Here is a 26,320-nt window from a genome sequence, read left to right as displayed (position 1 = left end):
TCCGCACCTGTTGTTGCGTTTGTTGGCAGTGCGGGGTGCAGGGTTTTGCAAATGGTGTTCAGTCACAGATCCGGCGATTGGCCCGGAGAGTGGTGGATTTCAGCGGCCACGGCTGGGGCACCGGCTTGAGGCGGCGCCAGTCGTAGGGGGGGTGGCCGAGTTTGGGATGTCGGCGGTCGTGCACATTGGCCAGGATCCAGACGAGCACGCAGCCGACGATGAGCATCTTGGCCCAGGTGCCTGCGAATCCAGTGGGGGTCGCCATGCCCGCGACGACGGTTGCAGTCACCATGTAGCCCAGCACGGGGTAGACCACCATCTGGTGCCAGATCTTGGTGGGCGACCATGCTTGGGCAGGTGTGTACATACCGGCCCGGAGTTCGGCCTTCCACTGCCAGGCGCCGAAGGCCAGCCAGCACGCCATGAGGATGAGGGGCACCGGTCCTGCGATGAGGTGTAGGACTGACGCTTGCGGGGACGGTCCGCTCAGGGCCACGCCGGTCGCCGCGGCCAGGGCCAGCAGCGGGTCGCCGTAGTAGAAGGCTACGAACTCGCGGCGGCCTTTCATGACGCGGCGTTCGAGGGTGAGCGCCAGAAGCGCGGGGATGCCCGGGCTGATGGCGAAGGCCGCAAAGAAGGTCGTGAGCGGGCCGTGGTGCAGGGGTGAGCCGACGTAGGGCAGCCAGGCGCTCATGCGCGTTTCCGGCGGTGGGCATCGCCCGCGCGGGCGCCGGCGCTGCGTCGGGGGGCAGGGTCCCAGGTGACGCGGACCAGCCGCTCCACGTCTTTGTCCCTGAAGAACTTTTCGTAGGGGCGGGCGAATCGGCAGACTTCCAGGAGATTGGCTTGTCGCTTCCCCGGGGCGGTCGGTGGGGCGATGGGAAGGTCGAGCATCTCGTGGTGCAGCGCGGCGATGACCTGTTGACGGTCAGCGATGAAGTTGGAGACGGTCTTGGTCGAGACGCTGGCTGCTTTGGCGATCAGCGAGAGCGTGCTGTGGGTGGCCAGAGCGTGCCACAAAGGCAAGTCGGAGCTGCGTGTGATGAGTTGACGGAGGAAGGATGTGCCGTTACGTGGAGGTCGATAGCGTTGGGCGGCTTTGTCGTGGGGCCGGTCCCCCCTGGCGATGGCTGCCGCTACTCGATTGACTTCCACGTCGCCTGCATGCTTGGAAAGGAAGGTGCAGGTTTGGGGGAAGAACTCGAAAGCGGCAAGGATGTGCAGAAGTCGGTTGACTTCTGCATCCGCGCAGTAAACGACGCTGGGAATTTCGTATTTCGCGAGCGTTTCAAGAGCCGCCAAGCCTGATTCGGATGCAATGTTGCCGTAGTCGACGTCGACGAACGCCAACTGATAGTCAGGGTCGCTCACCAGTAGATTCTTCAGATCTGCGGGTTTCATGACACCCACGACTTCGTGGCCGTCCGTCTCGACGGCACGGGCGACACCTGACTGGAGCGTCACGATGTCGTCTACGACGAGGATGCGCATCTCTAACTCTCTTTCTGCAGCGCGGCTACGGGGGCGTCGCCTGATCGTGGAACGGGAACAGAGGGAGCGGGGGTGGCGGATCGCCAGCATGCGCGGACCAGGGTCCCGGCGCCGTCCTGGCCGGGGGTGGTGAAGGTGAGGTCTCCGCCGTAGCGACGTAGCTCCTTGGCCATAACGGACAGGCTGGTCGTGGCGTTGTCGAGGACGTCAGAAGGCATGCCGCGGCCGTCGTCGTGGACGAGGACTTCCACCTTTATCGTGCTGGGGTCGTCGTGGCGGTAGCGAACAGTGCAGGCGACCTGCCTTGCGCCTGCTTTGAGCGCGTTGGTCACGAGATCGGAGATGACGCGCCGCACGAGCTGCCGGTCTGCGTCTCCCAGGATCAGGGAGTGGGCTTCGGGGTTCAGTGTGCACCGCAGGCGCCATTCCAGGGGAAGGATGGCCACCGCCGCGTCCCAGAGTTCCCCCAGGGGCGATGAAGCACCCAAGGGGACCAATGCGGTACCGCGGGAAGTGCGGATGGTTTCTTCTAGCTCGACGAGGGTGTTGCGCAGGAGTGAGCGCACCTCGTTGTGCTTGTAGTGAGGGCTCTCCAGAGCGTTGAGGATGCTGCCGACGGCGTTCTTGCCGACGCTGTGGAGTTCTCCCGCCTCCTGGACCCGTGCGGCCTGTTCGGCATCGGCGACTGTTTCGGCCGAGGCGGCCAGAACCTGGTCGAAGCCGAGCCAGGCTAGGCGCAGGGAGAGGATGCTCAGCACGAGCACGACGCGGACGGCGAAGGGGACCGCTGCCAGAGATGGCGTCCAGGCGGGCAGGAACATCAGAGCCACCAGCAGAGCGACGCCCGGGGGAACCGCGTGCCGTAGCCAGTTCAGGACGGGCGAGGGAGGGCCGGCGCTTTGCTCGATGCCGAAGGTGATCTCCTTGTACGGCGCGTAGTAGCCCGGGTCGAGGACGACGTTCAGGAAGACGGACCACGTGAAAACGGTCACCGCGACGAGAGCGATGATCAGTTCCTGGGGCGAGAAGCCGGTGACGGCCCACCAACCTCCGTAGAGGGTGCTGGCAACGAGGATGCCACCGCCCTCGAGTACCCCCGGCAGGTCGACTGTGGCCCGGCCGCGCGTGCCCTCCAGGTGGGCGGTCACCCGGTCCAGGGCAGGCAACGACGCCAGGTGGTCGAGCAAGGCCGGCCGGGCATGCACATGGGACAGGACACTGCCCGCTGTCACCGGAAGCAACTGGAGAAAGACCTGCCCCTGATCCTGCGGGTCACAGCGGAGCGCGACCATCCACAGCGTGGCGACGCACGCCATCCTCAGCCAAGTGGTGGTGCGGTGCTGGGCGTCCAGCGCGCGGAGCGCTGTCGCCCAGACCACTTCTTGCCGCTCGATCTTCATCACACCTCGCAGAGAGCCCGGCTCCCGGACGTCTCAAGTCTCCGCGTGCCGCTGCGCGAGGAACAGCAATACATCGCAACCCTTGCCACGTCTCATCGCATCCGGTGATGACGACGCAAGGCTGTGCGACACTCGACGATCGGACCCGGCCCATGGACATGGGGAAACCGGGTCTAACTTGTTCTCGGGCCCGACTTGGTGTCGGGCCCTGTGCGTTCGCAACTGGGGCGGTAAGGGCAGCACGGGCTGAGAGCCTGGGAGCTGTCGATCAATAACTCCTTGACTTGATAGGGGGGTTGGGGTCGTAGGATCGGTCCGGCTGTGGCCGAGGGGACTGAGGCTGCGTTGGCGGCGAAGCAGGTCAAGCCGCTGCCGCATCCGCGACACGTGCCGCACCCTCCCGATACCAATCACCGCGTCGGTAAGCAGTGCCGAACTCAACTGCCTGGGCGCTTCCCCGATAGCCTTCTCCTCGGCCGCCGAGTTCGGCGAGACGTGATGTCCGCCATGCCCGTGGCGGAGAATCGGACACGATGTTCCGTCGTAGCGCGACACGCGTCAGCGACTCAGCCGTACCCCAAGCGACACGACCTGCGGGTGACACGGTCTCTACGGAAACAAACCTCATCCGCGAACTGCACTGGCCCGCCCAGGTGTTCTCCCTCGTGATGAGCCTGGGCGCCTGCGGCGACCTCCTCGCCTCCCTGACCGCCCGGCACCAGGCCGAGGACCACAAACCTGCCCAAGTCGTCGTTCACGGCCGCGGCGCACGCGTCCGCATCGAACGCACCTACGGCAAGACCTCCGCGGCATCCCCGGCTGAACCCAGTCGGCATCAACCGCGGCGCCCTCCCGCAGGTTTAAGCAGTTAGACCGAGGGAACCCGTACGAACCTCCGCACGGCAGGCTGGACCAATCGAGAGCTGTGCTAAGGGCTGCCCTCCTTCGCCCGCCGCACCCCAGCGTGGCGGGCTCCCAGAGCGCCGGCGTCGGCTACCTGACGCGGGTCGCCGCCCTCGGACAGCGGCGGGGCGATGCCCACCACGGGGCGATCCGCGAAGCCTGTGTCGAGATCAGTCCGGTGCCGGGGGGCGCGTAGGTGGGAGCGGCCTCGCCGAGGACGCGGGTGTTCAGGATCGCTCCGGTGCTGTCCACCGTCAGGGTCGGTTCGGCCACCGGTGTTCTGTCGGTGGCGTGGTAGTAGGTGGTGACGGTGCGGGCGTCCGGCACGGTCCGGCAGCAGGCCGACGGCGGTCGCCTGATCCGTCGCCACCACGACGACCGGGGGTCGGCACCTCACTCCCGTCCCTGAGCGGCACTCCGGCGTCGGTGACCTCCGCGACGCGCGTACCGAGGCGCAGGACGCCGTCGGGCAGGCCGTCGGCGAGCTGGGCCGGTACGGCGCGGATGCCCTCCACCGGCAGGCACAGAGACAGGAACGGCCGCAGGATGTCGGCGATCACGGCGTCCGACAGTCGATGCCCAGGCGCCACGACCCATCGCCGTCGCACGACAACACGCCACGGGGACACCGACAACTCCAGAGCGGCGACCGCTTCGGCAAGCCGCCGACCTCCCAGATGTCGTCACCGCGTCCGGTGCCCGGGCGGTAGGGGCGTCGCGGTGTGCCGCACGGTATCGACGAACGCCTCGCCGACTCGCAGCACCCGGCGCAGCCCTCCCAGAACTCGAGCGTCATATGAGCGGCAAGAACCTGAGACATACAGAGCGGTCACCGTTCGCCAGGTCGCTTTGCTGCGACAGAACCGCAGGTCAGGTCGGCTACGGCGGACCGCCTGCCGCACAACCCGTTGAACGGCGGGAAACAGGTCGAGCAGCCCACCCAATCCACGGACCGCAGGTCAAACGCTCTTTGCGCAGGCTCCAGGATCGCCACGCACTCCACGTGCGACGTCATCGGAAAGGTGTCGGCCTGAACGGGCCCCAGAAAACACCAGGTCAGAGCCGTCTTCTCGGCTCGTCACCCGTCACGCTGGCACCCAGAGCGTCAAATGAGCGTCAGGGCTGGCGAAGACGACGACTCAGACACGCGCCGCCGACTTCAGAGGGGAAGATCGTCCGGGAGAACCCGGAACGCCTTGTGGCGGCCCAGCGGGCGCACCGCGCGGAAGTCGCGGCGGTCGAGAGTGAGGACGGCGTCGGTGTCGTAGTCGGCAGCGAGGGCAACGTTCACGGCGTCTGCCAGATCCAGGTCGAGGTCCCGGTAGCGAGCACGCACGGACTGGGCGACCCCCAAGTGATCCTCCGTGATCTCAGGAACGGTGACTCGACCGCGACGCATCCAGTTCCGAATGTCATCGACCGCGCTGAGCGCGGCTTCACGACCGAGTTCCCGAGTGGCCACGTGATCGATCTCCGCGAGCAGCAGAGGCGACATCACCAGCAGGCCGGCGGCCATGATCGCTTCATTGGACGCCTGGTGCTCGGGGTGGGTGGAGTCGAGGGCCGCGAGGAGTCCCGACGTGTCCGCGACGACGATGATCACGCGGCGGTTCCGGACTCGGTCCCACGGCGTACGGCGTCGGCCACGGTGTCACGGACCTCGCGCTTACTGGGGGTACGGCCGGCCCCCTCGAAAGTGCGTGAGAAGAGAGGTTCGTCCCAGACACGGTTGGCCATGGCCGCGAGGTGGATGCCCTGCCGGATGATCTCGGCCTCGCTGATGCCGCGCCGCTTGGCCGCCTCCTTGATGATGGCGAGGTCCTCGGGGTCGGCGTAGACGTTGGTTCGCTTCATGGACATGTACCGAGGCTAGCGTATGTACCAGCCTGATGTATGTGTGTGGGGCAGCGGTTGTATCGCACCGCGGCCTGATCGACCGGCGAAACACCCAGCGGAACCTTCGCGCGGATCCTTGGCCCACCGGCGCCTTGGCGGGCCGAGCGTTGCGCCGCCAAGCCTTCACCACACTCGCGTCGAGGCGCGTGAGTGCGCGGCTTCCCGCAGGTTCGTGAAGGAAATCCGGTTGACGGTCCTCGCTTTGTGCCCGTCTGACAGGGGCGCTGATGACGTCCCGTGCCACCACGGCCCGCCGCAACGGCGCTTCTGGGGAGGATCTGGGGAGTATCGACGGTCCTGGGGAGCGCGTGGGGAGAATCGACCGCGTAACGCAGCACGAACGTGGTGATTACAGCCGCATCGATGCAGGTCAGCGCCACCACGTAGACACCTTCATGACGTACGTGCCCAGGTCGTCGGCCTCGACGATCCCGGGCAGCGATCCGCCCTCACGTAGTGGTGTGACGTAGCGGGTCGCGGTGACTTCTGTCAGCATTTCGCCAGGTTATACGGAGTGACTACCTGGAAATCCATGGAACGGGCTTGGCGCCGCGGGGCGGGTCAGCAGCCGTTCACCCAGCGGTTGGATTCACCCTGGTCGTTCGCCACGCGGTCCCAGGTGTTGCCCCAGCCCTTGTCCAGGCAGAAGGCGTTCCCCGTGTAGCCGTAGTCCGAGTAGACCATGACGGAGCTGAACGAGGTGCCGGTGCCGTTGTTGAACCAGGACGAGTCCTCCTGGGCGATGTACGCGTTCCGGGTGTCCGACCAGACGGGGTTGTCGTACTTGAACATAGCGATACCGGCCCCGCCCTGTCCGTAGTTGATGTCCTTGTAGACGCACAGGTTCCCAGCCAGGCAGTTGCCCGGGTTCCACTGGGTGTAGGTGGGGGACGTGCCCCCGGCCTGGGCGGTCGTGGCGGCGATCGGAACCAGGAAGGTGGCCAGGGCCAGCCCCAGCAGGGCACGCTTGGTGGTCCGCATGGTGTTCTCCTCTTGGTGGGGGTTCTCTTGGTGGGGGTTCTCTTGGTGGGTTCTCCGGCTTCTGCCGGGGGCCGCGCCGGGTTGACTGGCGCGGGGTCAGTCGGAGCCCACGAGGGAGCGGGCTCGGGTGAGCGCGGTGGTGACCGCCTGGGTGTAGTAGCGGGTCTGGCGCGCGAACTCGTGGCGCGCGGCGTCCCGGACGTGCTCCCGTTGCAGGCGGGCACCCGTCCTGGCCAGCCCGGCCTCGCGATTGCACTCCGCGTCGGCGACCGCGACGGTCACCTCGTGCTTCCGCGCGTCCTCGGCGGTGCGGGACCGGTTCTCCTTCGCCACGGCGCTGATGGCCTCCGACGAGCTCGGATAGGCCAGCCCGCGTGTCTTCATGCAGGCGCGCCAGTCGGTCAGTGCCCGGGTGTACCGCGGTTCCGCCACCACGTCGTCGAAGGTGACGTACGCCAGGTTCACCACGGTCGCCTTGGCCTCGGTCCACTTGCGCAGGTCGCCGTAGAGCCGTCCGCGGGCGTCAGCCTGGCAGCCGTCGGCGCTGGTGAAGATCTGGCCGCGGCCGGGCGCGGGGACGACGATCGCGGCGCGGTCGGTGCCGTTGAGGGCACGGTCGAACTCGGCCTTGCGCCGGGACGGGAGGGAGGCCAGGTAGCGTGTCTGGGGGCTGTTCTCGGCGGCGGCCTTCCCGCCTCGGTCGCCGGAACGGGCCGCGTCCGCCAAGCCGTAGCCGTGTCGGCGGGCCCAGGCGACGTCGTCCAGGCCAAACCGGCGTTCGGGTGCTTCCGTGCGCGGCGCGTCGGGGTCGAGCCCGTACTGGAAGCCCTTGTCCCGCATGCAGTTGGTGATCAACCGCTGCTCCGCCTCGCTGAGCAGCGCGCGCTCGGCGTCGCTCAGTCCGGTGCGCAGCCGACCGCCGGTGTCCTCGTCCTCGGATGGCCGGTCAGCGGCGGCGCAGGCCGTGACGAGCAGCAGACCCGTCATCACGGCGAGCGTCCGGAGCAGACCCTTTCCGCTCATCGGAACTCCTCGTGTCGTCGATATGCCGTCGATGCGGTGTCGTTGGCGGTTCGCGGCAGTCCGCGGCGGTTCGCGGTGTCCGTCGCCGGGTGACGCTGCGGAACGTATCCGGGGCGCGGCGCGGCGCACCATCCGGAAGCTCGCGGAATGACGCCCCGCGGGTCCGTGAGGTAGGGCCGGGGCGGCCTCCCGGCGCGCGCCGTGGAGGGCTCTTCGCCCGGTCATCGAGATTTCATCGCTCCTCCTTAGCGTGGCCGTGTTCAGACGACGGCCCACTCGACAGGGGAAGGACGGCGATGGCACGGAGGAGATACCGAACGAGGCTGCCGATGGCGGCCATGGCCGCGGTGGCGGTGATGAGCACGCTGGCGGCCACCGGGTCGACGGTCACGGGGGCGGCCGCCGCCGAAGCGGGTCCGGAGAAGCCGACGATCCGCTACACCGAGTACGGGATCCCGCACATCATCGCCTCGGACTGGGAGGGACTGGGGACGGGTTACGGCTACGCGGCGGCCAAGGACAACATCTGCACCCTCGCCGACACCTATCTGATGGTCAACGCCCAGCGGTCCCGCTACCTGGGGCCCGATGGCAAGGCGAGCCCCGGAGAGAAGCAGAACACCACCACCAATCTCAACAGCGACCTGTACTTCCAGCGGATCAAGGACGACCGGGTGGTGGAGCGGCTCCTCGACAAGCCCGCCCCCGACGGCCCGGAGCCGGAGGTCAAAGAGGCCATCCGCGGCTATGTGCGGGGGTACAACCGGTACTTGGCCGAGACGGGCGTGAACGACATCTCCGACCCGGCCTGTCGCGGTGCGGCCTGGGTGCGGCCCCTCACGGAGCTGGACGTGTACCGGCACGCGCATGCCGAGATCATCATGGGCAGCGCCGACGCGTTGCTGGACGGCCAGGTGACCGCCGCACCGCCCGGGTCCGCCGCCACAGCCACCGGGCAGCCCGCGCCCCCACCCGCGAAGACCCCGGCGAAGAGCTCCGCGAAGACCGCGGCCGAGATCCGTGACGCGCTGGCCGAGAGCCGCCAACAGAGCATGGGCAGCAACGCGTTGGCGGTCGGCTCGCAGGGCGTGTCCGGCGGGACCAGCATGCTGCTGGCCAACCCGCACTTCCCGTGGCAGGGCAAGAACCGGATGTGGCAGAGCCAGCTGACGATTCCGGGCAAGGTGAACGTCGCCGGGGCCAGCCTGCTGGGATTCCCCGCGGTGAACATCGGCCACAACGAGAACGTCGCCTGGAGCCATACGGTCGCCACGGTGGCCCCGTTCGGACTGTTCGACGTACAGGTGGATCCGCTGAACCCCACCAAGTACCTGGTGGACGGCGACTGGGAACAGATGACCTCGCAGCGGGTCTCGGTCGACGTACGCAAGCCGGACGGCTCGCTCTCCAAGGTCGCCAGAACGTTGTGGTCCACCCGGTACGGGCCGATCACCACCTCAATACTGGGCAACCCGCTGCCCTGGGTGGTCAGCGCGCACGCCGTACGCGACGTGAACATGCACAACCTGCGGGCGATGAACACCTGGTTCGGCCTCGACCAGGCCAAGGACGTCCATGATGTGGTGAACATCCTGGAGAAGACGCAGGGCATCCCGTACTTCAACACGGTCGCCTCCGACCGCGAGGGCAATGCCCTGTACGCGGACATCCAGGCCACCCCGAACATCACCGACGAGCACGCGCGAGCGTGCCTCACCGAAACCGGCAAGCTGCTGTTCTACCAGTCGCTGCCGCTGCCGAACGTGCCGCCGGTCTCCATCCTCGACGGCAAACGCAGCGCTTGCGACTGGCCCGACGACCCGAACGCGGTCGCACCGGGTCTGCTTGACCCGCACGAGCAGCCACGCCTGATCCGGTCCGACTTCGTGGGCAACGCCAACGACAGCGCCTGGCTGGCCAACCCCGAACAGCCGCTGTCCTTCCCCCGGGTGATGGGCGACAGCTCGGCGCCGCGATCGCTGCGTACCCAGGAACTCATCCTGACCGCGCGGAACCGGATCAACGGAACCGACGGCCTGCCGGGCAAGGGCTTCACCCCGGAGACGATGGGGCGGTTGCTGTTCGCCGACAAGAGCAGGGCGGCCGACCTCGCCCTCAACGCCACGGTGAAGATGTGCCAGAACGCCCCCTTCGGGCTCATCCTGGTGGACGGCACCCTGGTCAACGTGCGCGAGGCGTGTCCGATCCTGGCTGCCTGGAAGAGCCACGCCTATACGTCGGACAGTCGGGGCTCCTGGCTCTTCGCGAACTACTGGTTCCTCCTGCTCAACGGACGGGGCGTCGACAAACTGCCGTGGCGGGTGCCCTTCGACCCCAAGGACCCGGTGCACACCCCCAATTCGCTGGACTCGGGGAGTTCGGAGGTCCGTGACGCGTTCGGTCGCGCCGTGCTCGCGCTGCGCAAGGCGGGCATCGCCCTGGACGCGCCGCTGTCGGACGTCCAGAAGGTCACCCGCGGTGGGGAGCGGATTCCGATCCACGGCTCGCTCAGCGAACTGGGCGTGCTGAACGTGATCACCCCCGGCCAGGTGGACGGAAAACCGGACGTCGTGTACGGGTCCAGTTTCATCCAGCACGTGCGGTTCACCGCCGACGGGCCGCCACAGGCGTTCTCCGTGATGGCCTACTCGCAGTCCGCCAACCCGAATTCGCCGCACTACGCCGACCAGACCAAGTTGTTCTCGGACGGTAAGTGGGTGACCGCGCGGTTCACGGAGGACCAGATCGCGGCCGCACCGGAACTGCGGACCAAGGTTCTGAACTGAGCACGCAGAGGACGTCAACGAGAGGGAGAACGCAGTGACGAGGAGAGCACACTGGTGGCGACTCGCGGTGGCCTGGCTGCTCGCCGCCGTGGCCGTGACCGTGATCGCGCCGACGGGTTCGGCACAGGCCGCTGACTCCGGTGCCGAACCACCGCCGATGACGGACGGCTTCGGCCTGACCCAGGTCGGCGCGGCCAACGGAAACGCCACCAACTTCTACCTCACCGTGACCACACCCGAGGTCGCGGGCGAGCAGCACATCAAGATTATCCTCCCGAGCGGCTACTACGACGATCCGGACCGGCGCTACCCGGTGCTGTACTTCCTGCACGGCTCGCCCGACGATCCGGTCGGGCAGACGTATCCGGCGCTGTCGATGTCGGACGAGATGATCACCGTCATCCCGGACGGCGGCGCTCGGAGCTGGTACGCCAACTGGCTCGACCAGAACACCGCGGCAGGGGCCCAGAACTGGGAGAACTTCCACCTCAAGCAGGTAGTTCCGTTCATCGACGCGAACCTGCGGACCATCGCCGCCAAGAAGGCCCGGGCCATCGCCGGGGTCTCGATGGGCGGGTTCGGCGCCTTCCACTACGCCCAGGTCCGTCCCGACCTGTTCAGCCACACCGCGTCGCTGTCCGGAGACATCGACCTGTCGGCCAGGTCCATGGACCTCAGGCTGGCCGTCGTCGCCACCCTCATCAACGCGCCGGGCGTTGTGTGCGCCTCGGCGTCCGGATTCTGTGACCCCAACGACTCCCCGTACAAGCCCGCGGTGGGCAGTGACGCCGCGTTCGGCTCGCCCTACCCGGTGTTCAACGCCGACTGGCGGTGGAACGAGGTCGACCCGTCGCAGCACATGGACAGGCTGGCCGACGCGGGAGTCGGGGTCTCCATCTACGTGGGCGACGGCGGCGGCTCGCCCCTCACCATGGAGTTCTGGGTCGCGGGTGCGGCCAAGAACGTCAAGGCCGCCATGGACAGGCTGGACATGTCCTACTACTACGTCAACTACGGCGACGGAGCCGGCTGGGGCACCCAGTGCGACGGCGGCCACAACGCCGGGTGCTGGGAACAGGACCTGCGGGATCTGATCCCCAGGCTGGAAAGGGAGTTCGCCGCCGCCTGACGGCACGCTTCCACTGCCTCACGGCAGGCTTCCACCGCCTGACGGCAAGCGCCCGCCGTCGTCCCGCAGGCCGCACCAGCGGCGGACGGGGCGACGGCGGGCGCGCGGTCCGGAGGCTTCCTTCCCTCTCCGGACCCGGTCCACAGCGGCGGCGCGGTCAGGGCATCGCGGGGCCGGAGTCGTTCAGCCAGGCCCATTTCGACCAGGTGGCGAAGCCGGTCTGCCATCGGTGGTACACGCCGGTTTCGTTGGTTCCGAAGACTTCGATGCGACCGTCGGCGTTGTTGGCCGTGCCGATCGACGTACCACCGCCGCCGAAGGTCTCCCACTGCGAGAACTCCGCGTTCGGTGCGGACTGCCAGGAGTGGCTCGCGGTGGTTCCGTTGATCGCGAACACCTCCACGCGCCCGTCGACGGAGCGCGACGTGGCGAGCTCGGCGTCGCGGGGCCCGCCGGTGTCGGTCCACCGCGACCACGACGTCGGGCTGGTCTGCCAACGGTGGAACACGCCCTCTGCGTTGGAGGCGAACACCTCGATCCGGCCGTCCTGGTTGTGACTGGCGGCGACGGCGTGTCCTCCGGTGCCGAAGTCCTCCCAGGCGGACCACCCGCCGTTGGCGCTCGTCTGGTACAGGTGCTGGAACGTCGAGTCGGACAGCGCGAAGACCTCAAGTCGCCCGTCGGGCGCGGTCTCCATGGCGAGTCGCGCGTTCGCCGGGCCGCCGTGGGTGCCTTCCCAGGCGTCCCAGCCTCCGCTGGGCGCCGTCTGCCAGCGGTGGAACACGCCGTCGGCACCGGAGGCGAACACCTCGATCCGGCCGTCGGCGTTGTTGCCCGCGGCCAACCCGTGCCCGCCGGTGCCGAACTTCGCCCAGGACGACCACCCGGCGCCGGGCCCGGTCTGCCACATGTGCTCGAACGTGCTCTCCGACAGCGCGAAGAGCTCAAGCCTGCCGTCCGCGTTGGGCGCCACCGCAAGCTGGGCGTCGCGCGGACCGCCCGCCGACCGCCACGGCGACCAGGCGCCGTTCACCTCGGTCTGCCACGCGTGGTACACGCCGTCGGCGCCCGCGGCGAAAGCCTCAAGGCGCCCGTCAGCGGACTGACCGGACACGACCCGGCCGGAGGCGTACGGGTGCCTGGGACCGCCGCTCGTACCGGACCACAAGGCATGGGCGATCAGCGTGGCGTCGCCTGCCTCGATCGCGTACAGGCCGCGCAGGTCCTCTCTCGGTTGCTGCACACGCCAGCACACCTCGCCGATCGGGGTGTTGTTCCACGAGCCGTCCGGAAACCGCCGTTCCATATCGTCCAGGAAGGCGTTGGTGGCGTAGACCGGGTCCAGACGCTGCTCCTTGGTGCCCCACCAGTCCTGCTGCTGGAACAGCCCGATGCTGGTGTGGTCGACAGCCTGGGAGTAGTTGTTGATGTCGGTCTCCACGATGACCGTGGAGAGGGCGATCGCCGCGGCTCTCGGGTTGAGCCCCCGGTCCTTCACCGCCTGCGTCACCATCCGCGCGCAGGACACCCGGTAGGCGTTCAGCCGGCCGGCCATCCTCGCGTTCAGCTGCGGGTTGAGCTGGTCGGCCAGGACGCCGTCCATGGCCGACGGGCCCGCCGGGTCACACGGCGCGGTCGGAATGGCCAGGCTGGAGAACCGGGAGAAGTTGGATCGGTCGTCGTCATCCGGCTTCGGAACGGGCTCGGGCCCCGCGACGGCGGCCGACGCGGTCGTCCCGATGACCATCACCCAGGCAACGGCCACCCAGGCGAGTCTGGTGAGTATTCGGATTAAGCTGGTTCTTGGCATGGAGTGCCCTTCTGTCGTGAATGGCGAAGTCCGTTCGGCGACGCTCACGCGCCGACGCGGAGAATCATCTGGCGCGCTTGGCACAGCACCCGGCTCGGCGGAACCCCGAGATCGTCGGCGAGGCGGCGGCGGGAACGCTCGAACACCGTTAAGGCGTCGACCTGGCGTCCGTTCCGGTGCAGCGCCCGCATGAGCGTCGCGGCCAGTGGTTCGTTGAGAGGGTGCGCCGCCGACAGGGCGAACAACTCGGCGATCGCGTCGGCGTCCTGGCCGAGACGCAGCTGCCACTCCACCTTCCGCTGTACGAGGGCGATCCTGCGCTCGGTGAGCCGCAGCCGCTCGAGTTCGGCGAGCGGCCCCGGCAGACCGGCCAGGGGCTCCCCGCGGAACAGCTCCAGGGCCTGGGCGCACAGGCGCACCGCCTCCAGCGGTTCGCCCGCCCGCTCGGCCTTCCCGACACCGGCGACCAGTTGCCGCACGCGGGCCACGTCCACGTCGACGTCGGCGGAGGTCAGTTGGTAGCCACGCGGCCCGCGCTCGATGACCGGGGCCTGACCGTCTCCGACGCCCAGGGCCTTGCGCAGCCGGTAGACGTACACCGGCACCACGTTCGCGACCGGCGGCTCCATCCCCCATACGGCATCGAGCAGTTCCTTGTGGCTGAAGGCTCGCCCCTCGCCCAGCGCCAGGGCCGCCAGGACGGTTCGCTGGCGCAGGTGCCCCAGGTTCAGGGGCCGTTCGTCCCGCCATGCCCGCACTGGACCGAGCAGGGAGATCCGTATCCGTGGTGCCGCCACGGGTACGGCCGTCGTTGGTTGGGCCGGTTGGGTCGGTTGGGCCGGTCGCACCGGCCGCGTGCGGGGGCCGCGTCCGGGGACGACCAGACCGCAGTCGAAGGCGTGCACGATGGCGGCGTGCCGGTCGCGCAGCCCGAGCCGCACCAGGATCCGCGCGAGCTGCTCGGCCACGGTGTCCTCACGGATCGCGAGGGCGGCGGCGATCTCGTCGTCCCGCAGACCGCAGCCGACCGCGGCGAGCACCTGGCGCTCCTGGTGCGTGAGCGCGGTGGCGGTAGGGCGGTCGGTGGTGACGTGCGCGGGCATCGCTGCTCCCCCGGGCTCCAGACGGGTCGGTCTTGCGGGCGCCGTCGAAAGGTAGCGGGGGGAGCGCCGGGCGGGGCATCCGGAACGATCCGGAGTGACACCCGGGACCAGACCAGGCATCCTCGATCTCGCGTCGGCTCGTGCGCGGGACTATTAACCGTGCGCGGGTCGCGGTCGTACGGTCGTCGGGGCCGCCAGAGCGGTGCCGTACGCTCGGGGCGGTTACGGCGACACGCCGCACCAGGGAAGCGCCGGGCCCTCGCGGGTGCGTACGGCGGGTAGCCAGGCCGTGGACGCCGGGTCCGTGCGGGGGAGGCGGATCCGGAACCAGACGGTGGAGCGCAGGTCCTCCTCGTCGATGATGGGCTGGCCGTCGCGCAGTCGACAGTCCGCCTCAAGGACGTCGTCGTGCCACACCCGGGTCTCCACGACGTTCTCGGCCGTGTAAGGCTGGCGCGGGTCTTTCGCGAGGCCCAGACTGCAGTGCGGGTCGCGGTCCGCACGGTCCTGACAGCCGCGCTCGGCGTTGAACACCCGGACACTAGCGGGCCCTTGGCCGGAATCGTCCTGGCCCCAAGGCCACCACACAGGGACGGCCGTCGTCGCACCCGCCGCGAGGGTGAGGACGGCGCCGAGGAGCCCGGTACGGAAGCGGGTCCGGGACCGGGATCGGGACCGGGATCGGGACCAGGACCGGAGACGCGGCGGCCGACGGCCCGGCGACCGCACGGCGGCCTCAATCCGTTCGAGCAGGTTCTCGGCCGTGTGCGCGGCCCGGGCGGCATGGGTGGGGGCGAGGCAGTCGGCGGCCAGCGCGCGCCAGAACTCCGGCACGGCGTTGTCCATGCGCAGCGGCGCCCTGCCGTCGGCGTACTCCTGTACGGCGGCACCCCGCGCGCCGGGCGTCGCACCGGGAAACGGCGAGACCCCCGCGGCGAACACCTCGTGGATCACGATCCCGAGCGCCCAGATGTCGGCCGTGGACCGGACTTGGACGCCCCGCTCCCCCAGCGGCTGCCGCCATCGCTCGGGCGGAAGGTAGTCCGGGGTGCCCATGGGGGCCGCGTAGCCGTGGGTGCCGCTGAGTTCGATGGCGAAGCCGAAGTCCGAGAGTCTCACCTCGCCGTCCTGGCCGATGAGGATGTTCTCGGGCTTGAGGTCGGTGTGCACCCAGCCGATACGGTGCAGATGGGCGAGGCCCTCGCAGATTCCGGCGACGATCCGCTCACCCTCGCTCTCGGTGATGCCCGTGGCGAGCAGGTCACGCAGGCTGCGTGCGGCCCGCTCCATGACGAGGACGATCGCCCCGTCGAGCGACGGCTGGACCGGTGTGCTCAGCACGAGCGTGTCGAGGAGCCTGACGAGCCTCGGGTGCGGCGCCGCGCGCCCGACCTCGACCTCGCGGCGGGCGGCTTCGACCACGTCACGGACCTGGCGGGGCGCCAGTCCGGCGGTCGGCATGACCTTGAGGGCGACCTCGGGACCGTCCGCGCGGTCCGCCGGACGTGCGGCGTAGACGGTGGCCCAGCCTCCGGCGCCGATCGGCTCGTCGACGATCCAGCCGCCCACGCGGTGCCCGCGGGGCAGGAGTTCACAGCGGCCGCTGCCCCATGAGGCGGCCCGGTCGTGCAGGGTCACCACGGCCTACCGCCTGGTCGCGGGTTGGGCTCGGCGCGGCAGCAGCGCGAGATGCTCCTCCCTGATGACGCCGAACTTCAGCGCGACCGCGACCACGGCCTCGCGCTTGCCGTTCCTGCGGTCCGCCCGTCCGCCTCCGTCGGGGGCGGGCACCTGGACCCGCAGCTTCTCGTCGGCGAGGTAGTCGAGGTGCGAACTGACCGCGCGGGCCGTCAGCCTGCCGCACGCGGGATGGTCGCGGAGCCGCTCGACGACCTGGGGCGTGGTCGGCACCGCGACCGGCCAACTGTCACGCAGCCACGGCTCGCAGAGCGCGACGAGCACCAGGAAGTACGTAGCGGTCTCGTCCAGGGAGTACGCCGTCAGGGTGCGGCTCTCGCCGGACCCGGCCATGGCGCGCGGGTCGAGGTACACATGGTCGGGTGCGAACACCTGGAAGGAGACCGGGGTGTCGCGACGTGAGGGGAGCACCACCCGGGAGAATTCGAACGGGATGGGCGCTCCAGCCCGGCGCGGCGGAACGCGCAGGTACTCGCCCGCCCCTTCCGGATTCTGCACGAGGTAGCTGTGGGTGGCGCTGAGGTTGCTCAACTGCCAGTGGTCGTCGGTCGCGTGGATCTCCCCGGCGAGGCGGGAGACGGTCGCGTCGGCGAGGCGGAGCTCGACCGGCGTGCTGGACGAGCCGCGGCCGAACCGCACGCGTTGCCCTGGACCGAGCCTGAGGGTCGCAGGGGCACCGTCCCCTTCTGGCAGGTACACGACGATTCCGCTCAACGCTCCGCTCCCCGCTCCACATGCCCAACGCTGCTGGCCACAGCGAACGTTACCGTGAGCATGCGGGGACTCACTGAGTGGCGTGAGTCACGTTTCACGGCCACCGATCGGATCGCGCCGCGGCGCCGCCTGTCACGGAGCGCGCGCGCCCGACCGCAGGGGTGCCACGACCCGCTCGCCGAACAGGGTCCAGGGCTGCCATCCGCCGCTCGGGCGGACCTGCACGCGGGTCCGTATCCGGCCTTCGGCGGTGACCGCGAAGACATGGAGCCGCCCGGTCGCGTCGGCCGCTGCGGACGGTGTGGCGGCGAGTACGGCGCCTGGCTCGCCGAACTCACCGCCCCGATCCCAGTCGCCGCCGGGCGCGGTCTGCCAGCGGTGATCAAGCCGGTCGCCGCCGGGGGACAGCGCGAACGCCTCCAGCCTCCCGTCGGCGCTGGGGACGAGCAGCGGGGCCGCGGCCGACCAGCCGAACAGCGACCGCCACTCCCCCCATCCGCCGCTCGGCTGCGTCTGGCGGCGGTGGAAGGAGGCCACGCCGGACGGGGCGATCGCGGCGACGGTGAGCCGACCGCTGCCGTCGCGCGCCACCCGCGGCGCCGCACCGGCCGCGGTACCGAACCGGCTCCACGCGGACCAGTCGCCGCCCGGCGCCTGCTGCCACCGGTGCAGGATCGCCGCGCCGCCGGGTTCGAGGGCGAACACCTCCAGGCGGCCGTCCGCGTTGACCGCGACGACGGGCGGGGCTCCGGCCGGACCGCCGAATCCGATGTTCCACGGCTCCCAGGCCAGTGCCCCGGGCGACCTCTGCCGCCGCCGGGCGATACCCCCGCCGCCGGGGCTCAGCGCGAAGACCTCAAGGCAGCCGTCGGCGTCGCGGGCGACGGCGGGGGCGGCCCCGGCCGGACCGCCGAACTCCTCCCAGTCGTGCCAGCCGCCGTCCGGCCGCTGCACCCGGTGGTGCAGGTTGGCGCCGCCGGGAGCGAGCGAGAACACCTCAAGACCGCCGTCGGCGTTGCGGCCGAGCATGGGGACCGCGCCCGCCGGTCCGCCGAACGGCTCCCAGTCCGACCAGATGTCGGCGTGTGGGTCGAGCTGGACGCGCCGCAGCATCGAGCGGTCACCGGCGTCGAGGGCGAACACGGTCAGGCGGTCCCGCACATCCAGGGCGGCGACCGGGTTGTCCGGGCTCTGCCACGCGGGCGGCGTGTCCCGCCAGTGCAGCGGGGCCAGATAGAGGCCGCTCCGGAACCAGCCCGCGGCGCTCGCGTACCACCGTCGCCCGTCAGTGACCGGCTCGACCGCGTGGCCGGGCACATGACCCGCGTAGGCGTCGAGGGTGAAGCGGAAGGGGTCCTGAGAAGCGAGAACGTCCGTGCCGTCATACCCGCCCCGTGGCCCGATGAACAGGTAGTACCACCCGTCGCGTTCGACCACGGAGGGCGATTCGGTGACGGAGACGCCGGTGGCGTCGGTGACCTCATCGGCGTACGCGACGCCGGGAGCGCTCCAGCGCAGCAGGTCGCCGGACCTGCGGTAGCAGACCAGGTGACGGCCGTCGGCGGCGGAGAGCTCGGTGTAGTACATGACCCACTCGGCGCCGATCCGCACGACCATGGGGTCACGCGCCACGAGCCCCCGGAACAGCGGCCCCGACGGCACCCGGGTCCAGGTGAACAGGTCGGTGGAGGTGGCGAGGTTGATCGCGGCCCCGGTGCGGCCGCCGGCGGCGTAGAACATCCAGTACGTGCCGTGGGCCTCGATGACGTGCGGGGCCCACAGGTGCTCCTCGCCATGGTAGGAGGGGGCGACGGTCAGCGCGTCGGCGTGGGTCGTCCACGGGCCGTACGGGTCGGGCGCGGAGGCATGCGCGAAGGCGGTCTCGGCGGCGCTGTCCGGCGCCTCGCCGGGGGCCGCGCTGTCACCGACGATGCTGAACAGATGCCACCGGTCGTTCGCTCGGATCAGCGTGTGGTCGTTGAGGTAGCGACGCCGACCGGGTGTGGACGGGTCGTAGACGTGGGTGAGGGAACCGGCGCCCACCCAGGAGCGGGACGCCGGGCCGTCGGCGAAGGCGTCGGAGGCGGCCGAGGCGGCGGCCGTGGTACGGCCCGCGAGCGGGAGCACGAGGGCTCCCGCTCCGGCCGCCCGCAGCAGGCGCCGCCTGCTGATCGGATGCACGAGACTGCTCCAGACCGACACCGAGGTCAGCTGACTGCGGATCAGTTGACCCCGGGTCCGGGGGTGTTGTTGAGCCAGGCCCACGTGGACCAGGTGGAGAATCCGGTCTGCCATCGGTGGTAGACGCCCGTGGGGTTGGTGCCGAACACCTCGATGCGGCCGTCGGCGTTGGCCGTCGCGGTGATCTCGGTGCCACCATCGCCGAAGGGCTCCCACGCGCCATAGGGGGCGTTCACGGCGGTCTGCCAGATGTGCTGGGCCGTGGTGCCGTTGATGGCGAACACCTCGATGCGACCGTCAGCGGCGCGCTGACTGGTGAGTTGGGAGTCGGCCGGGCCGCCGAACTCCTCCCAGCCCGACCAGTCGGCGGGGCTGGTCTGGTACCTGTGGAAGACGCCTTCGGGTCCTGAGGCGAAGACCTCAAGGCGGCCGTCCTGGTTGTGGTCCAGGGTCAGGTCGTGTCCGCCGGTGCCGAACGGCTGCCAGCTGGACCAGCCGCCGTTGACGGCTGTCTGGTACAGGTGCTGGAACGTGTCGCCGTTGAGTGCGAACACCTCAAGCCGTCCATCGGGCGCCTTCTCCATTTCGATACGGCTGTTCGCGGGTCCGCCGCCGGTGGCCTCCCAGCCGGACCAGCCGCCGTTGGGCGCGGTCTGGTACCTGTGCAGTACGGCGTCGGGTCCTGAGGCGAACACTTCGAGGCGGCCGTCACCGTTGGCGCCGACGGCGATATCACGCCCGCCGCGGCCGAAGGACTCCCAGCCGGACCAGCCGCCCGACGGCTGGAGTTGGTAGCGGTGCTGGAAGACGTCGCCGTTGATGGCGAAGAGCTCAAGCCGACCGTCGGCGTTCGGCCCGATCGCGAGTTCCGAGCCGGGCGGCCCACCGAGGGGCTCCCAGTCCGACCAGGCCCCGTTGACGCTCTCCTGCCAGGCGTGATGGACGCCGTCAACCCCGGCGGCGAACACCTCAAGGCGACCGTCCGCCGACCGCGCCGACACCACACGCCCCGACTCCGCCGGATGCTCCAACGGCACCGGACGGGGGTCGCTGCCCGGTGTGCAGGGCATGTTGACGCCGCGATCCGCCAGGTACGGGATCGGGTCGGTGTGCACCCCCGTGCCCACGTTCACCCAGACCCGCAGATGGAGATGGGGCCCGCTGGACTGGCCCTCGCTCCCCATCAGCGCGATCTGCTGCCCGGCTGTCACGCGATCGCCCGCCTGGACGTCCCGCTGGTACATGTGGCCGTACTCGGTGGTGGTGCCGTCGGGGTGCAGGATGCGGATCCACTGGCCGTAGCCACCGGGGTCGTAACCCGAGATGGTCACCTCGCCGTCGCCCACAGCGTAGATCGGGGTGCCGTAGTCGGCGGCGACGTCGATGCCGTTGTGGCCCGGGGTGTAGCCCTGGGAGATGAAACCGGTGGCCGGGCAGGCGGCGGCGAAGCCGGCCGCCCGGTCGGAGGTCTGCGCGGTGGCCGCCCGCGCCTTGGCTGGCGCCGCCACCGCGGGCCCCGTCACCAGGACCGCCGTCGCCGCGATGAGCGCGACGACGGCCCGTCTCGGCACACATGCCGTCAGGCGCCGGGAAAGCCGGGAAATCTGGGAAAGCCGGGAAAGACCGAGCGACATGTGACGTCCGCCCGTCACGCCTTGCGCAGACGGGCGATGACGCCGTCGATGTCACGCACCAGCAGCTCGTGGCGGACGAAATGACCACCGTCCACCTCGTGCGGCTCGTGCGGGATGCCCACGCGGTCGAGGTGGTGCCGGAACTCCCGCTGGGTGCGGAGGACCATCCCCTCGTTGGCCAGGTCCCACCAGTTGATCGGATCGGGGCTCGTGCCGGCGACCAGGAAGACCCGCTTGTTCCGGTAACTCTCAATGCGCTCGACCGGGTTGTCGGCGCTGACCCGGGCCTCATCCCAGTTCGGCATGCCGTAGACACTGCCGCCGCCCAACTCCACGGCGGCGGAGGACAGGTTGGCCCAGTTCGTCACCAGGTTGCCGTTGGCGCCGCGCAGGTTGGCCGGGCCGGAGTGGGCGCTGACCGAGGCGAAGTGGCCGTAGTACTTGGCCGCGTACTTCAGCGCGCCGAAGCCGCCCATGGAGAAGCCGGAGACGGCGCGGCCGTCGTACTCGTTGTAGGTACGGAAGTTGTCATCGATCCATGGCAGCAGCTGCGCCATGTGGAAGTGCTCCCAGTTGCGGGGGCCGACGTTGGAGCCGACCGGGTTGGAGTACCAGCCCGCGCGTCCGCCGTCGGGCATGACGACGATGAGGTTCTTCCAGGCGGTCACCTCCCGGATCCTGTGGTGCGCGTCGAAGGTGATGAAGTCCTGGTCGCCGCCGTGCAGCAGGTAGAGGACGGGGTAGCGGCGTCCGCTGGTGTGGTAGCCGTCGGGCAGCAGCACGTTGACCGCGGGGTCCCAGCCGATCGCGTCGGTCCGGAACCGGTAGTACCACATCCGGTGGTCCCGCTCGTCGCGTTGCGTGATGGTCAGGCCGCGGCCGTTGCCGACCGCCGCGGCCGTGGTCGCCCCCGCGAGGACGCCTCCGGCGCCCAGGGCCGCCGCGGCGGTGAGTCCGCCAGCGGTCCTGAGGATGCTCCTGCGGGTGGGCTTCTGCGCGGTCACAGTGACCTCCTGTGGGCGAGCGTGGATGGGGGAATCCGGCCGCCCGTTCCGGCGGCGCGGCCGGTTCGGAAGCTAGCGAAGCCCGCCCGGCGGGAGTACCCGGAACCTTACGGACTGACAGACCCGACGCGTGTCCGCTACAGACGCGATCCCGTACGGTCGCCGGTGGATCCGAGGCTGGCGGCAGGGAACCGTCCGCATACGCCCACAGCACGCCCAGGAGAGTGCGTCTGGGCGTGCTGTGCGAACTGGCTTCCCGGGTCGAGCGGTTGCGGACCGTGGCGGCGGCAGGGCCTGTCCGCGTTACGGTGCCGACATCGGCGCCCTGCCGCCCGCGCGTCGGCTGTGCGACTGGGCGCTCACGGCAGAGAAAGCCCATGGCTCGCGTACGAGTCACGGTGTACGTCACCAACCAGGGCGTCCGGAAACGAACCAGAACTGCTGTCCTTCGCGTTCCCTGACGGCAGCCTAGGACGGGCTCACTCGTCGGGCGTCTGCCCGCGGCCCGGCACCTGGGGCGACGACTTCGCGGCCTCGGCCTCCGCCTTGGCGTCGCTCACCGCGGCGGCCGCCTGCTTCACGGCCTCCTCCATCGCTGTGGCCGTGGCAGCCTCGGGTGAAGCCGTCGAGCCCGCGTCGAGTTCCGGCGTCCGGCCTTCGTCCGACGTCTCGTCCGCGGCGATGGCCGCCTCCTCACGTTGCGCGGAGGGCGGCAGACCCATCGCCGAATGATCACCGAACGCGCTGGTGACGGTCCGAACCGCCTCGGTCAGCTCACCCGGGATCACCCAGAACGTGTTGTTGTCGCTGCTCGCCAGATGCGGGAGCGTCTCAAGGTACTTGTAGGCCAGGACCTTCGCGTCGGCGTTGTTGCGATGGACGGCCTGGAAGACACGCTCCACCGCCTTCGCCTCACCGTCCGCCCGCAAGATCATGGCTTGTTGTGTGCCCTGTGCCTCCAGGATGTCCTTCTGCTTCGTGCCTTCCGCGGTAAGGATCTTGGCTTGCCGCTCACCCTCGGCATGCAGGACGGCCGCGCGCTTGTCGCGCTCGGCCCGCATCTGCTTCTCCATCGCTTCCTTGATGCTGTGCGGGGGATCGATGGCCTTGATCTCGACGCGGTTGACGCGGATGCCCCACTTGCCGGTGGCATCGTCCAGGACGGCGCGGAGCCGGGCGTTGATCTCCTCACGTGAGGTGAGCGTCGCTTCCAGGTCCATGCTGCCGATGACGTTCCGCAGCGTCGTCACGGTGAGCTGATCGATCGCCTGCAGGTAGTCAGCGACCTCGTAGGCCGCCGCCCGAGGGTCGGTGATCTGGTAGTAGAGCACGGTGTCGATATTCACCACGAGGTTGTCCTCGGTGATCACCGGCTTGGGATCGGACGAATAAACCTGCTCGCGTACGTCGAGTCTGGAGTTGATGCGGTCCGCCACCGGCAGGACCAGGTTCAGGCCGGGTTGCAGCGTCCTGCGATACCGGCCGAAGCGCTCGATGTTGTAGCGGCGTGCCTGCGGGACGATCCGCACCGTGGAGGCCACAAGGAAGACGACGACCAGGGCCGCGACAAGAAAGACGATGACAACGGGTTCCACAGTGCCTCCATCGCTAACTGTTCAGCTGCTCTGTGTTCAGCCGTTCACGGAAGGAGTTCGCGGGGGTAGACGATGGCCGTGGCGCCTTCGATCTCCATGACGTCCACCAGCGCGCCCACCGGGATCACCAGGCTTTCGTCCAGGGTACGGGCGGACCACTCCTCGCCGGAGAGTTTGATCAGGCCGTGGGTCGCGGTGACCTCCTCCATGACCTCGGCCCGCTTGCCGATCAGTGCGTCACTGCCCTCGCGCGAAAGGGGTTGCTGGGTCATTTGCCGCAGCGCGATAGGACGGACGATGACGAGGCCCGCGGCCGCCGCCACGCCGAAGGCCACGAGCTGGCCGAGAAAGCCGATGCCCACACCAGCGACTACGGCGGCGACCAACGCGGCACCCGCCAGCAGCCCGAACACCAGCGTCAGGGTGAAGAACTCCGCGGCACCCAGCGCCGCGGCGGCGAGCAGCCAAATGAACCACGGCATCGAATCGCCCTCCCTTAGGGGCCTTCTCCACCAAGCTACCTCCCAAAACACCGGGCAGCACAGACATCGCAGCCGGGGTTCTCGCGCGGACAGCCGTCCTCGCCCCTCGGAGACCGCCCACACACGACCCGCGCCCTGCGCCGATAACGCCGCGAGATGCCCGATGAACCAGTCCCGTGCGAGGTCGGCGACATCGTCGAGGGCTCCGGGCTCCTCGAAAAGATGCGTGGCCCCCGGGACGATCTCGAGCCGGTTCTCGCAGCGGAGTTCCGCCTGGGCGGCCCGGTTGAGGTCGAGCACCAGCGCGTCGTCCCCGCCGACGATCAGCAGGGTGGGTGCGCGTACGTCGCCGAGGCGGGGCGCGGCGAGATCCGGCCGTCCGCCCCGGGACACCACGGCGCCCACGCCCAAGCCCAAGCCCATGGCCGCGTCAGCGGCGCCGTCAGCGGCAGCGCTCGCGTCGGCGGCCGCCCGCAGCGCCGCCGCGGCCCCGGTGCTGGCTCCGAAGTAACCGATCGGCAGGGACTCGCGCTCCCGTAGCCATCGGGTGGCACCCAGCAGCCGCCCGGAGAGGGTGTCGATGTCGAAGACGTTTGCGCGGTCGGTCTCCTCGGCGGGCGTGAGCAGGTCGAACAGAAGCGTGCCGAGGCCCGCCTCCCGCAGGACGGACGCCACCGAGCGGTTACGGGGACTGTGTCGGCTGCTTCCGGAGCCGTGGGCGAACATCACCACCGCCGCCGCGCCGTCGGGCACGGCCAGGTCTCCGGCAAGTCGGACTCCGTCCGCGTCCACCTCGACCTCGGCCGCGACCGGGTTGGCCCGGCCGGACGGGCGGGTGTTCGCGGTGTTCGCGGTGTTCGCGGCCTGTGCCAGGAGGGAGACGACTTCCTCGTCGCTGGTCTGCGAAAAGTCCTGGTACCACTCGCCCACGGCGCGGAACAGGTGCGGCGTGGACAGGCACACCACGTCGTCCGCCGCCTCGCGCAACCGGTGCACCGTGTCCGGCGGCGCCGTCGGCACGGCGAGCACCACTCGGGCCGCGCCCTGCGCCCGTGCCACCCGGCACGCGGCCGCTGCCGTGGCGCCGGTCGCGATGCCATCGTCCACCACGATCACCGTACGGCCCTCGATCCGCACCCGCGATCGCCCGTCGCGGTACCGCCGGGCCCGCCGTAGCAGCTCCTGTTCCTCCTCCTGCTCGACCGTCGCGATCTGCGTCGGATCGATCCCCGCGCGGCGCACGATGTCCTCGCTAAGGACCCGTACGCCGTCCTCTCCGATCGCGCCGAAACCGAGTTCCGGCTGGTAGGGGACCCCGAGTTTGCGGACCACGATCACATCGAGGGGGGCACCGAGTACCCGCGCCACCTCGAAGGCCACCGGGACGCCGCCCCGGGGCAGGCCAAGAACAACGGGCTTCTCTTCCTTCAGGTGCCGCACTGCCTCGGCGAGGCGTCGCCCGGCATCCACACGGTCGGTGAACAGCACTGTGCTCGCCCCATCTCAGGGGAGTTGGAAGGACTTCCATTATCTGCCTATCCGTTCTTCCGGGTCCCCCACACGGCGCGACGTACACGCTGCGACGGCGTACGAAGATGACTACCGTCGGTCCTGTGGAACCAGTGAGCCGCAGTGATCGCGGCGAGGATGCCAGGGCCGTGCTCATCGACATCGACGGAGTGCTCACGGTGTCCTGGGAGCCGCTGCCCGGGGCTGTCGCGGCCGTGGAGTGGCTGCGCGCCTCGGGGGTTCCCTTCGCGCTGGTCACCAACACGACCTCACGGACCCGCGCCTCGATCGCCGGTCGCCTCGCGGAGGCGGGGTTCCCCGTGGCCGAGAACGACATCCTCACCGCGCCCGCCGTCACCGCCGCGCATCTGCGCGAGCACCACCCACGCGCCCGGTGTCTGCTGCTCAACGCCGGTGACATCCGGGACGACCTGACGGGCGTGACGCTGGTCGACGCACCAGACGCACCAGACGCACCAGCAGGCCTGGACCCGGACGTCGACGTGGTCGTCATCGGCGGCGCCGGCCCCCAGTTCGGCTACGACGCCCTCAACCGCGTCTTCCGGCACCTGCGGCTCGGAGCCCGCCTGGTGGCGATGCACCGGAACCTCTACTGGCGCACCGCCGACGGCCTCGACCTCGACACGGGTGCCTTTCTGCCGGGCCTGGAGCGGGCCGCCGGGGTCGAGGCGGAGATCACCGGAAAGCCGTCGGCGGCGTTCTTCGCCGCCGCGCTCTCCCACCTCGGCGCCGACCCGTCCAGGACGCTCATGGTCGGCGACGACATCGAGTCCGACGTGCTGGCCGCCCAGCGCGTCGGAGTAACCGGCGTCCTCGTCAAAACCGGCAAGTACCTGCCCGAGACCCATCGGGCGGCGAGCGGCACGCCCGACCACGTACTCGACTCCTTCGCTGACCTGCCCGACCTCCTGGAACGCCTGGCCACGGGCTCCGGCTGAGCCAAACGCGGCTCGGGGCGCG

Annotated in this window: 19 protein-coding genes and 3 pseudogenes; 3 read left to right on the top strand and 19 right to left on the bottom strand. The window is 69.7% G+C overall.

Annotated elements, in window-relative coordinates:
* Positions 1-58 precede the first annotated feature (58 nt).
* The 9 genes and pseudogenes from GCN81_RS11980 to GCN81_RS11945 form a co-directional block, all read right to left on the bottom strand.
* Complete coding sequence (locus GCN81_RS11980; protein ID WP_156724527.1) at positions 59-694, bottom strand: hypothetical protein; 636 nt, start codon at positions 692-694, stop codon at positions 59-61.
* Complete coding sequence (locus tag GCN81_RS11975; RefSeq protein ID WP_156724526.1) at positions 691-1,491, bottom strand: response regulator; 801 nt, start codon at positions 1,489-1,491, stop codon at positions 691-693. The genes GCN81_RS11980 and GCN81_RS11975 overlap by 4 nt, the downstream gene beginning before the upstream one ends.
* 2 nt (positions 1,492-1,493) lie before the next feature.
* Positions 1,494-2,891 (bottom strand): ATP-binding protein, encoded by a 1,398-nt coding sequence (locus tag GCN81_RS11970; RefSeq protein ID WP_156724525.1) that lies wholly within the window; start codon positions 2,889-2,891, stop codon positions 1,494-1,496.
* Between the two features lie 1,065 nt (positions 2,892-3,956).
* Positions 3,957-4,477: pseudogene (locus GCN81_RS11965) on the bottom strand (FAD-dependent oxidoreductase); the annotation flags it as partial.
* A gap of 476 nt (positions 4,478-4,953) precedes the next feature.
* The gene (locus tag GCN81_RS11960) at positions 4,954-5,397 is read right to left on the bottom strand and encodes a PIN domain-containing protein (RefSeq protein ID WP_156724524.1); all 444 of its coding nucleotides are present in this window, start codon (positions 5,395-5,397) and stop codon (positions 4,954-4,956) included.
* The gene (locus GCN81_RS11955) at positions 5,394-5,654 is read right to left on the bottom strand and encodes a ribbon-helix-helix domain-containing protein (protein WP_156724523.1); all 261 of its coding nucleotides are present in this window, start codon (positions 5,652-5,654) and stop codon (positions 5,394-5,396) included. The genes GCN81_RS11960 and GCN81_RS11955 overlap by 4 nt, the downstream gene beginning before the upstream one ends.
* A gap of 427 nt (positions 5,655-6,081) precedes the next feature.
* Positions 6,082-6,186 (bottom strand): annotated as a pseudogene (locus GCN81_RS32705) (HipA family kinase); the annotation flags it as partial.
* A gap of 65 nt (positions 6,187-6,251) precedes the next feature.
* Positions 6,252-6,671 carry a peptidase inhibitor family I36 protein gene (locus GCN81_RS11950; protein WP_156724522.1) on the bottom strand — a complete coding sequence of 140 codons (420 nt, stop codon included), beginning with the start codon at positions 6,669-6,671 and terminating at the stop codon, positions 6,252-6,254.
* A gap of 96 nt (positions 6,672-6,767) precedes the next feature.
* On the bottom strand, positions 6,768-7,694 hold the full coding sequence (locus GCN81_RS11945) for a hypothetical protein (protein ID WP_156724521.1): 927 nt from the start codon (positions 7,692-7,694) through the stop codon (positions 6,768-6,770).
* A gap of 329 nt (positions 7,695-8,023) precedes the next feature.
* On the opposite strand from GCN81_RS11945, the gene GCN81_RS11940 reads away from it, so the two are divergent.
* Positions 8,024-10,480, top strand: coding sequence for a penicillin acylase family protein (locus GCN81_RS11940; RefSeq protein ID WP_456115046.1), 2,457 nt, complete (start codon positions 8,024-8,026; stop codon positions 10,478-10,480).
* A 34-nt stretch (positions 10,481-10,514) separates the two neighbouring features.
* Positions 10,515-11,609 (top strand): alpha/beta hydrolase, encoded by a 1,095-nt coding sequence (locus GCN81_RS11935; RefSeq protein WP_156724519.1) that lies wholly within the window; start codon positions 10,515-10,517, stop codon positions 11,607-11,609.
* A gap of 157 nt (positions 11,610-11,766) precedes the next feature.
* Here GCN81_RS11935 and GCN81_RS11930 read toward each other — a convergent pair whose 3' ends face one another.
* The 10 genes and pseudogenes from GCN81_RS11930 to GCN81_RS11890 all read right to left on the bottom strand — a co-directional run.
* Positions 11,767-13,419, bottom strand: a complete 1,653-nt coding sequence (locus tag GCN81_RS11930; RefSeq protein ID WP_156724518.1) for a peptidase M23 — start codon at positions 13,417-13,419, stop codon at positions 11,767-11,769.
* A 44-nt stretch (positions 13,420-13,463) separates the two neighbouring features.
* Positions 13,464-14,522 (bottom strand): BTAD domain-containing putative transcriptional regulator, encoded by a 1,059-nt coding sequence (locus GCN81_RS11925; protein ID WP_156724517.1) that lies wholly within the window; start codon positions 14,520-14,522, stop codon positions 13,464-13,466.
* 222 nt (positions 14,523-14,744) lie between these two features.
* Positions 14,745-16,160: a serine/threonine-protein kinase gene (locus GCN81_RS11920; protein ID WP_231626665.1), complete on the bottom strand. Its 1,416-nt coding sequence runs from the start codon at positions 16,158-16,160 to the stop codon at positions 14,745-14,747.
* A gap of 6 nt (positions 16,161-16,166) precedes the next feature.
* Positions 16,167-16,934: an FHA domain-containing protein gene (locus tag GCN81_RS11915; RefSeq protein WP_156724516.1), complete on the bottom strand. Its 768-nt coding sequence runs from the start codon at positions 16,932-16,934 to the stop codon at positions 16,167-16,169.
* A gap of 132 nt (positions 16,935-17,066) precedes the next feature.
* Complete coding sequence (locus GCN81_RS11910; RefSeq protein ID WP_156724515.1) at positions 17,067-19,115, bottom strand: family 43 glycosylhydrolase; 2,049 nt, start codon at positions 19,113-19,115, stop codon at positions 17,067-17,069.
* A 41-nt stretch (positions 19,116-19,156) separates the two neighbouring features.
* Positions 19,157-20,749, bottom strand: a complete 1,593-nt coding sequence (locus GCN81_RS11905) for a peptidoglycan DD-metalloendopeptidase family protein (RefSeq protein WP_156724514.1) — start codon at positions 20,747-20,749, stop codon at positions 19,157-19,159.
* Between the two features lie 14 nt (positions 20,750-20,763).
* A complete protein-coding gene (locus GCN81_RS11900) occupies positions 20,764-21,753 on the bottom strand; it encodes an alpha/beta hydrolase (protein ID WP_156724513.1) in 990 nt (329 codons plus the stop codon).
* A 479-nt stretch (positions 21,754-22,232) separates the two neighbouring features.
* A complete protein-coding gene (locus GCN81_RS11895) occupies positions 22,233-23,348 on the bottom strand; it encodes an SPFH domain-containing protein (RefSeq protein WP_156724512.1) in 1,116 nt (371 codons plus the stop codon).
* Between the two features lie 44 nt (positions 23,349-23,392).
* Positions 23,393-23,830, bottom strand: coding sequence for an NfeD family protein (locus GCN81_RS31825; protein WP_197287588.1), 438 nt, complete (start codon positions 23,828-23,830; stop codon positions 23,393-23,395).
* Between the two features lie 147 nt (positions 23,831-23,977).
* Positions 23,978-25,318, bottom strand: a pseudogene (locus GCN81_RS11890) (phosphoribosyltransferase family protein); the annotation flags it as partial.
* Between the two features lie 125 nt (positions 25,319-25,443).
* Here GCN81_RS11890 and GCN81_RS11885 point away from each other — a divergent pair.
* Positions 25,444-26,298, top strand: coding sequence for an HAD-IIA family hydrolase (locus GCN81_RS11885; RefSeq protein ID WP_231626656.1), 855 nt, complete (start codon positions 25,444-25,446; stop codon positions 26,296-26,298).
* Positions 26,299-26,320: the final 22 nt, after the last annotated feature.

Source organism: Streptomyces apocyni (assembly GCF_009739465.1).
In the GTDB taxonomy this organism is placed as follows: Bacteria; Actinomycetota; Actinomycetes; order Streptomycetales; family Streptomycetaceae; genus Streptomyces; species Streptomyces apocyni.
This window is presented reverse-complemented; position numbering and strand designations above follow the sequence as displayed.